Consider the following 9746-nt stretch of genomic DNA (forward strand, 5'->3'; position numbering starts at 1 on the left):
CTCCCACCTTTCTAAAGTCAATAGATGGAATGTTACTGCCAGTTTATACTATTAAATACCTAAATCTTCTCCATTTGATTCAATTACTTTTTGATACCAATAGAAACTTTTCTTTTTTAGACGGTTTAATGTGCCGTTTCCTTCATCGTCTTGATCTACATAAATGAAACCGTAGCGTTTAGACATTTCTGAAGTTCCTGAAGAAATAATGTCGATCGATGACCACATGGTATATCCTATTAGGTCAACACCATCCACAACCGCTTCACGCATTTGTTCAATGTGTTTTTGTAAATATGCAATACGATAATCATCGTTCACTTGGCCATCAGCAGTTACTTGATCTTCCGCACCAATTCCATTTTCAACGATAAATAGGGGCACTTGATAACGATCATATACCGTATTCAGCGTGTATCGCAACCCTTTTGGATCAATTTGCCAGCCCCAATCCGAACTTTCTAAATAAGGGTTTTTACCTGTTGATTTAAGATTAGCATCTGTTTGAACTAACTCATCCGCCTTAGCACTTGAAATACTAGACATATAATAGCTGAATGCTAAATAATCAGCTGGATAATTTGCTAATAATTCTAAGTCTCCTTCTTCCATTACAAGCGAAATTCCTTCATCAACAAAGAAGCGGTTCATATACTTTGGATATTTTCCCCTAATCATCACATCTGTGTAGAAAAAGTTGTCATATTGGTTATCTAACATCATTTGAATGACATCGTCAGGGTTGCAGGTTGCTGGGTACGTTGTGAAAAAAGCAATCATACAGCCCATTTTTGCTTCTGGCATCATAGCATGTAAATCTCTTGTAATCATTGCTGCCGCTACAAATTGATGATGGACAGCCTGATAACAATCCCGTAAATAATGTTCTGATTTATCCTTCACTACACCGGTTGATTTAAAGGTTGTAAAACGTCCTGCATTAATCTCATTAAAAGAAATCCAATATTTCACCCGATTTTTATAACGATCAAATAAAGTATTTGCAAAACGGACAAACATCTCGATAACACGACGGTCTGCCCAACCATTATATTTATTTACTAAGGCAAGCGGCATTTCAAAATGAGAAATAGTAACTAATGGCTCCATTCCGTGTTTTTCGATTTCTGTCAAGACAGCGTCATAAAAAGCTAAACCTTCTTCATTTGGCGTTAATTCTTCCCCTGTTGGAAAGATTCGACTCCAAGCCATTGAAAAACGAAATACTTTAAAGCCCATTTCTGCACATAAAGCAATGTCCTCTTGGTAACGGTGATAAAAATCGATTCCATGACGTTTTGGATAACGTTTCGTACCCGGATCTTTCATTGCTGTTTCAATGATTTCGGTAGTAATATTACGGTGTTTTGCTAAATCTTGACGATCAATATTTTTATCAAAAAAGGAGATGTCAGAAACTGCTATTCCGCGGCCGTTTTTTCCAAATCCTCCTTCAGATTGACAAGCTGCAATAGCGCCTCCCCATAAAAAATCTTTTGGAAAACTCTTTGTTGTTCCCATCATTTCGCCTTCTTTCTATATTATTGTTAGCAACCGATCACGAGAATTAATTTCTTTTTTATCGGTAGTTAATACATCCTCATAGTCGATAGAGTTAGTTACAACAATAGGAGTTGTTGTATCGAAGCCTGCTTTTTTAATGGCATCTAAATCAAATTCCACTAAGATGTCCCCTGTGGCAACAGGTTGCCCTTGCGTTACTTTCATATTGAAAAATTCACCATTTAGTTGAATCGTATCTAAACCGATGTGAATTAACACTTCTGCACCTTGATCTGAAACAATGCCAATCGCATGTCCAGTTGGAAAAGCAGTAGCGACTGTGCCATTAAATGGTGATAATATGACGCCTTCACGAGGTACGATCGCTATACCAGCTCCTAATGCTCCTGAAGAAAAAGCTCTATCTTTGATTTCACTTAATTCCAATACCTCACCAGCTACCGGACTGTACACAACCTCAGCTTGTACACCTTCTACTTTATTAACAGGTTTTTTTTCTGGTTTTGCAGATTTTTTCTCTTTATGTTCAGAAATATCTTCAAAACCAATCACATAAGTCAAGACAGCAGCCATAGTAAAGGCAACGATTATACCAATGATAAAACCTACAAATCCTTCTCCATTAGGTCCATAAAAAGCTGGTATCATTAAAATACTAGAAGGTCCGGCTGCATAACCTGCACTTCCTGCGTAGCCAGCTATTCCACCGCCAACTGCTGCAGAAATGACACCAATGATAAAAGGTTTTTTGAGTCTTAATGTTACCCCATAAACTGCTGGTTCAGTAATGCCAAAGAGTGCTGTGATAGCAGCTGAACCAGACAACGCTTTGAAATCTTTATTTTTCGTTTTTAACATAACACCCAAAGTAGCTCCAGCTTGAGCAAATACAGAAATTGCTGAATGTGGCTTTAAAGGATCTTTTTGCATTGTTGCAATGTTGTTGATCATTACTGGTACGATTCCCCAGTGCAAGCCAAACATTACTAAAATTTGCCACGAAGCTGCAAATAATGCCCCGGCAAGTATTGGATTAAAATTAATCACAGTTACCATTACTGAAGCAATACCATTGCCGACATAAACTCCGAATGGACCAAAAATCATTAAAGTCAAAGGAACAATCGTTAATAATAAAATTGCTGGTGTAATAAAGTTTTTCACACTTTGATGCAAACGTTTATTTAGAAATTTCTCGAATAAACTCATGACATAAACAGCCAAAATAATTGGAATGACTGTAGAGGTGTACTTCACCATTGCAATCGGAATACCAAAGAATGTAACGGCAGTTTGTTGAGCTGCCAAATCAATAACAGATGGATAAATCAAAGCCCCGGCAATTGTCACTGCCACAAAAACATTAGCTTTGAACTTTCTAGCTGCCGTAATCGCCAGAAGCATCGGTAAAAAATAGAAAAGACTATCTGCAATCGCATTTAAAATAGTGTAAGTTGTACTTTCAACTGGCACCCATTGGTATTTTGCCACTAGTGAAAGCAAGCCTTTCAAAATACCGGCGCCTGCCATTACGCCTAATAATGGGGTGAAAATAGTAGAAATCAAATCTACAAACTTGCCAATAATATTTTCTCCCTCTTTGGAATCAGCAGTATTTTCTTTGTCTTCATTTATTAAACTAGAAATTTTACCAATTTCCTCATAAACCTCTGGTACATTGTTTCCGATAACAACTTGAAACTGTCCACCGCTTTCTATTACGGATACAACACCGGCGGTATTTTCCACTGCTGACTTATCCGCTTTTTTTCTATCTGCTAATTTGAAACGTAAACGAGTAGCGCAATGAACCAAAGAAATGACATTCTTTTCACCACCAACATTTTTTAATATATGTTGTGCGAGTTTTGCGTAATCCACCATAAATCCTCCTTACCATTTTTTAAGGAATGACTCTTCTCTCAAATAGTCCGGATCTATTTTTTGGCAAAAGAAAAACCTAAACCTTTACTAAAAATTGCATACAGAAATCCTGTTGCAAATTCTTAGTAAAAGTTTAGGTCTCGCCTGCCGAACAGTCACAATCCATTCACTTTTTATTATTCAATTATTTCTTTAGCCAAAGAATATCACTTTGATCTATTGATGTCAATAAAAAAATGAAAACGCTCCTATTTTTCTCAAAACTTGATTTGGTTTAGTATAGTATATCCTCATTTTTTCATGCTCGGGTGTAATGCTAGTTTCCTGTATTTCTCCTTACTTATCAATCTTATACTCGACATGTTACAATTCCAGAGATGATACATGATTCTCCATCATAAAACTTTATAAAAGTTGCAGCGAGATAGCAAAGTCAAATCTGTTGCTTCAAAATGATCATTTATTCAAGCCGCAAGTATTATCTAATCTACATTTACAATATATAGGAATTGTTCATCCCATAAGCTTTGAATAAGTACTTTCAACCATTTTAAAAAGACCTCATGTAGAGGTCAAACCAAATCCTCATTCTATTCCAATATATTGTCTGTACGTATTATACTTTACTGTCCCCACTCTTCTTTTGATGGACCGTAAATACCTGGAACTTTTAATCCTGCTTGACGCATAAGGACCGTCATTTGTCCACGGTGATGGTTTTGATGATTCAATATCAACATTAAAAAAAATGCATTTGTCTGTTGCTTCCCCAAAAAATCACTGATTGTTTTCAAGTCCTCATTAGTCCACTGCGTTTTCACTGCCTGAAGAAGCGCATCACTTACTCCACGATAACGCTCAGCAATTGTTTGTGCTGATGTCGGAACAGGTGTGTCTGGGGCTGGAGCTTCGAAATTTAGCCCTGTTTGTGCGGCAATATAATGAGTAGATGTCACGATATGCCAAGCAATTTTCCCTAAAGTCCAGTTCCCAGGGGCAACCTCCTGGTGAAGCGACTCATCTGTTAAATTGTTCATCACTCTCTGAGTCGCTTCTGATTCAAAATCCCAAACCTTTGCAAAACTATCCAATGTTTGAAACATATGATAATCCCCCTCTTTATCGTTTCCTTACATAGGATACATTCGCTTGGCTGCTTCGGATTTCCTGCTATTACAGCCCAAATATGTTTTTTAAATAACAAAAGGACGCAAAAAGCGTCCTCTTATGCCTGTATTCTCTCTTTTTCAGCAATCAGCTGCTTCATCCGCTCCCGATCTCTTTCTAAAATTGGCTTCAAGTATTTACCGGTATAGGAGGCGGGTGTTTCAGCTATTTTTTCTGGCGTTCCAGATGCAATAATCGTACCGCCTTTATCGCCGCCTTCTGGCCCTAAGTCAATAATATAATCAGCTGTTTTGATAACATCGAGATTATGTTCGATTACAAGGACTGTATCGCCATTCTCCACCAGTCTTTGCAACACTTCCAACAATCGAGAAATATCATCTACATGCAATCCCGTTGTTGGTTCATCTAAAATATAAAAAGAACGGCCATTAGAGCGCTTGTGCAACTCTGATGCTAGCTTGACACGCTGTGCCTCTCCTCCAGATAGAGTTGTCGCTGGCTGCCCAAGCTTCATATAGCCTAATCCGACATCAGCAAGAGTCTGCAGCTTCCGTTTTATTTTAGGAATATTTTCAAAGAAAAGAAGGCCATCCTCTATTGTCATATCAAGAACTTCAGCAATATTTTTCCCTTTATATGTTACTTCGAGCGTTTCACGATTATAGCGTTTCCCATGGCAAACTTCACAAGGAACGTACACATCTGGAAGAAAATGCATTTCAATTTTAATAATGCCATCACCGCGGCATGCTTCACAACGTCCACCTTTCACATTAAAGCTAAACCGTCCTTTTTTATAGCCGCGGACTTTTGCTTCATTTGTAGCTGCATACACATCGCGAATATCATCAAATACACTCGTATAAGTCGCAGGATTAGAACGAGGTGTTCTCCCAATTGGCGACTGGTCAATATCAATGACTTTTTCTAAGTGCTCGATCCCTTTTATTTCTTTATGGGCGCCCGGCTTTTTCTTCGCTTTATGCAATGCCTGCGCTAGCGATAGATGGAGGATTTGGTTTACTAATGTGCTTTTTCCTGATCCAGAAACGCCAGTGACTGTAATAAAAACACCGAGCGGGAACTTCACATGAATATTTTTTAAATTATTTTCTTTTGCCCCTTTTACTTCAATGAAACGTCCATCTGATTTCCGCCGTTCTAATGGAAGCGGGATAAATTTTTCGCCAGATAAGTATTGTCCTGTTAATGAATTTCTTTGTTGAGCAACTTCCTCTGGTGTACCACTTGCAACAATTTGTCCACCATGAACACCTGCTCCCGGTCCGACATCAATTAAATAATCCGCAGCAAGCATCGTATCTTCATCGTGTTCCACAACAATAAGCGTGTTGCCAATATCACGCATGTTTTTTAACGTATCAATCAGCCGGTCATTATCGCGTTGGTGCAATCCGATCGATGGTTCGTCGAGAATATATAATACTCCGGTTAACCGAGAGCCAATTTGCGTCGCAAGCCGAATTCGCTGGGCTTCTCCGCCAGATAAAGTTCCAGCAGCTCGATTCAACGTTAAATAATCTAAGCCGACATTCACTAGAAAGCCAAGCCGCTCACAGATTTCTCGAAAAATCAAATGTGCGATTTGCATTTCTTTATCCGATAAATGAAGCTGCGTAAAAAACTGCTGTGCTTCTTCAATAGAAAAAGCAGTGATTTCACCAATATGCCTATCAGCAATTTTAACCGCTAGCGTTTCTTCTTTCAGACGGTATCCTTTACAACGAGGACAAGGCTGTTCCGCCATATATTTTTCCATTTGCTCGCGAACATAATCGGAGCTTGTTTCTCGAAAACGTCTTTCGATATTGCGAATAACGCCTTCAAATTTAATCTGATTATCGCGAACTTGTCCAAAATCATTTTCATAGCGAAAGCGAATAGCTTCTTGACCAGATCCATACAAAATTTTATCGAGCTGCTGCTCAGGCAAATCTTTGATAGGTACATCCATATCAATCCCATAATGCGTACAAACTGCCGCCAGCAGCTGAGGATAATACTGGGAGCTGACAGGCTCCCAAGGTGCGATAGCATGTTCATGCAAAGTCTTTTCCTTATCTGGAATGACTAAATCTACATCTACTTCCAATTTTGAACCTAAGCCATCACAATCTGGACAGGCGCCGAACGGACTGTTAAAAGAAAATAAACGCGGTTCTAATTCACCAATTGAAAAGCCGCAATGCGGACAAGCGTGGTGCTCGCTAAATAACAGTTCTTCCTCACCAATAACATCAATGATCACTTTTCCATCGCCAAGTGCAAGTGCTGTTTCTAAAGAATCTGCCAATCTAGAAGCAATGCCTTCCTTGATAACGATACGGTCAACAATCACTTCTATCGAATGCTTGCGATTTTTTTCCAGGTTGATTTCTTCACTTAAATCATGCATCGTTCCATCAATTCGCACACGAACATAACCTTGTTTTTTAATATTGTCCAATGTTTTCACATGTGTTCCTTTTCGGCCAGAAACTATTGGCGCCAACACTTGGAGCTTTGTTCGTTCTGGATAAGAAACGATACGATCTACCATTTGCTCAATCGTTTGTGACGTAATTTCAATTCCATGTTTCGGACAAGTCGGTCTGCCAACACGAGCATAAAGGAGACGGAGATAGTCATAGATTTCTGTCACTGTCCCAACGGTTGAACGTGGGTTGCGGCTTGTTGTTTTTTGGTCAATTGAAATTGCTGGCGACAACCCTTCAATCGCATCCACATCCGGTTTATCCATTTGCCCTAAAAACTGACGAGCATAAGCGGATAATGACTCTACATAACGCCGCTGTCCTTCAGCATAAATCGTATCGAAAGCAAGCGAAGATTTTCCTGATCCCGACAAGCCAGTAACGACAACTAATTTATCCCTAGGGATGACGACATCAATATTTTTCAAATTATGTGCACGTGCACCTTGAACAATAATATTCTCTTGAACCATTTGCTGTCACCCTTCCGCTTTTAACTCTAACACTGTATCACGAAGCTCTGCAGCCCTTTCAAAGTCAAGCGCTTTTGCCGCTTCTTTCATTTCTTTTTCAAGACTTGCAATCAGCTTGTCTTTTTCTTTTTTCGTTAACTTTTCAGCTTTTTCCTTCACTTGATACTGCTCTGATTCTTCAGCAGCATATGTCGCTCTTATAACATCACGGATGTCTTTCTGAATCGTAGTTGGTGTTATGCCATGCTTTTGATTATACGCTTCTTGAGTAGCACGCCGACGCTTCGTTTCATCGATCGCTTTTGCCATTGAGTCGGTTATTTTATCTGCATACATAATCACTTCGCCGTTCGCATTTCGCGCTGCTCGGCCGGCTGTTTGAATAAGCGATCTTTCCGAACGTAGAAAACCTTCTTTATCAGCATCCAGAATTGCTACCAACGATACCTCCGGAATATCTAAACCTTCCCGCAAGAGATTAATCCCTACTAAAACATCATATGTGCCAAGCCGAAGTTCTCGTATAATTTCAATCCGTTCAAGTGTCTTTACTTCTGAATGCAAATATTGTACTTTAATGCCAAGCTCTTTCAAATAATCCGTTAAGTCCTCTGACATTTTCTTTGTTAATGTCGTAACAAGCACCCGTTCATTAAGCTTAATACGTTGATGGATTTCTCCGAGCAAGTCATCAATTTGGCCTTCGATCGGCCTTACTTTAATAATCGGATCTAACAATCCAGTTGGACGAATAATTTGTTCTACAACATCAGGAGCTTTTTCCAATTCATATGCTCCAGGAGTGGCAGACACATAAATAATTTGATGAATATGCTGCTCAAATTCATTGAAAGTAAGCGGACGATTGTCTAATGCAGATGGAAGCCGAAATCCATGCTCTACCAGCACTTTTTTTCGCGCTTGGTCACCATTGTACATACCGCGAATTTGCGGAAGCGTTACGTGCGATTCATCAATGACAATTTGAAAATCATCTGGGAAATAATCTAATAATGTATATGGGGTCGAACCCGGAGGACGCAATGTTAGATGCCGGGAATAATTTTCAATTCCAGAACAAAACCCCATTTCCCGCATCATTTCTAAGTCATATCGTGTCCGCTGCTCCAATCGCTGCGCCTCCAGCAATTTATTATTCTGTCGCATTACTTTTAAACAATCTTCCAACTCTTGTTCAATATTTTCAATAGCAATTTTTAACTTTTCTTCTCTTGTAACGAAGTGGGAGGCTGGAAAAATAGCCACATGCTCACGGTCGCCGATGATTTCACCAGTCAGCGCATCCACTTCTCTTATCCGATCAATTTCATCGCCAAAAAATTCCACCCGGAGACAGTGTTCATCGCGCGAAGCTGGGAAAATTTCGACAACATCGCCGCGAACTCGAAACGTTCCTCGTTGAAAGTCAATATCGTTGCGAGCATATTGGATGTCAACAAGTTTTCTTAACAGCTGATTCCGTTCTATCTCCATTCCAATGCGCAACGATAAAACTAGCTCACGGTATTCCTCCGGATTACCTAAACCATATATGCAGGAAACACTGGCAATAATTAACACATCCCGGCGTTCAAACAATGCCGATGTGGCAGAATGGCGTAATTTGTCAATCTCATCGTTAATGCTTGCATCCTTTTCTATATATGTATCAGTGTGCGGCACATAGGCTTCCGGCTGATAATAATCGTAGTAGCTGACAAAGTATTCCACTGCATTATTTGGAAAGAATTCTTTAAATTCACTGTATAGCTGACCAGCTAATGTCTTATTATGAGCGATGACAAGTGTTGGTTTGTTTACTTCGTGAATCACGTTCGATATCGTGAACGTTTTCCCTGTACCAGTAGCACCTAGCAGTGTCTGGTGCTTTTTTTCAGCACGAATGCCAGCAACAATTTTTTTAATTGCACTGGGCTGATCTCCCTCAGGTTTGTACTTTGAAATAAGCTCAAACTGATTTATCAAAACAACAGGACCTCCCATCCATTACCTTTCATTTCACTTTATATCAATAACTTGCTCCTATTATCATTGCATCATAGCTTTTTTGTAAAAAAATAAAAATTACACTGCTGTTACATCTCATACAGACCTTCATTTCTTTGAGCTACTCACCACTTAACACCCTTACGGGTTGTTTGAAGTGGGAGATTCCTAAGTACGGGATTCTATCGAACCCTAATTGATTAGGCTATCCCCGTAGTTCCTACGGTTAGAA

The 9746-nt window shown here is 39.3% G+C and carries 5 protein-coding genes; all 5 read right to left on the minus strand.

Annotated features, from left to right (window positions below):
- Positions 1-51 precede the first annotated feature (51 nt).
- Entirely contained in the window at positions 52-1524 is a 1473-nt protein-coding gene (locus J2S08_RS20970; RefSeq protein ID WP_370875734.1) for a glycoside hydrolase family 1 protein, read from the minus strand.
- Between the two features lie 12 nt (positions 1525-1536).
- Positions 1537-3405: a beta-glucoside-specific PTS transporter subunit IIABC gene (locus tag J2S08_RS20975; RefSeq protein ID WP_307233055.1), complete on the minus strand. Its 1869-nt coding sequence runs from the start codon at positions 3403-3405 to the stop codon at positions 1537-1539.
- 626 nt (positions 3406-4031) lie between these two features.
- The gene (locus J2S08_RS20980) at positions 4032-4511 is read right to left on the minus strand and encodes a DinB family protein (protein ID WP_307233058.1); all 480 of its coding nucleotides are present in this window, start codon (positions 4509-4511) and stop codon (positions 4032-4034) included.
- 122 nt (positions 4512-4633) lie between these two features.
- Positions 4634-7507 (minus strand): excinuclease ABC subunit UvrA, encoded by a 2874-nt coding sequence (gene uvrA / locus J2S08_RS20985; protein ID WP_307233060.1) that lies wholly within the window; start codon positions 7505-7507, stop codon positions 4634-4636.
- A gap of 6 nt (positions 7508-7513) precedes the next feature.
- Complete coding sequence (gene uvrB / locus J2S08_RS20990) at positions 7514-9493, minus strand: excinuclease ABC subunit UvrB (protein WP_307233062.1); 1980 nt, start codon at positions 9491-9493, stop codon at positions 7514-7516.
- Between the last annotated feature and the right edge of the window lie 253 nt (positions 9494-9746).

This window comes from Bacillus chungangensis (assembly GCF_030812995.1).
GTDB lineage: Bacteria > Bacillota > Bacilli > Bacillales > Bacillaceae_C > Bacillus_CF > Bacillus_CF chungangensis.

Bases quoted from the DNA above. Each gene is read 5' to 3' on its own strand.
- J2S08_RS20970 (WP_370875734.1), bottom strand. From the start codon at position 1,524: ATGATGGGAACAACAAAGAGTTTTCCAAAAGATTTTTTATGGGGAGGC.
- J2S08_RS20980 (WP_307233058.1), bottom strand. From the start codon at position 4,511: ATGTTTCAAACATTGGATAGTTTTGCAAAGGTTTGGGATTTTGAATCA.
- uvrA (WP_307233060.1), bottom strand. From the start codon at position 7,507: ATGGTTCAAGAGAATATTATTGTTCAAGGTGCACGTGCACATAATTTG.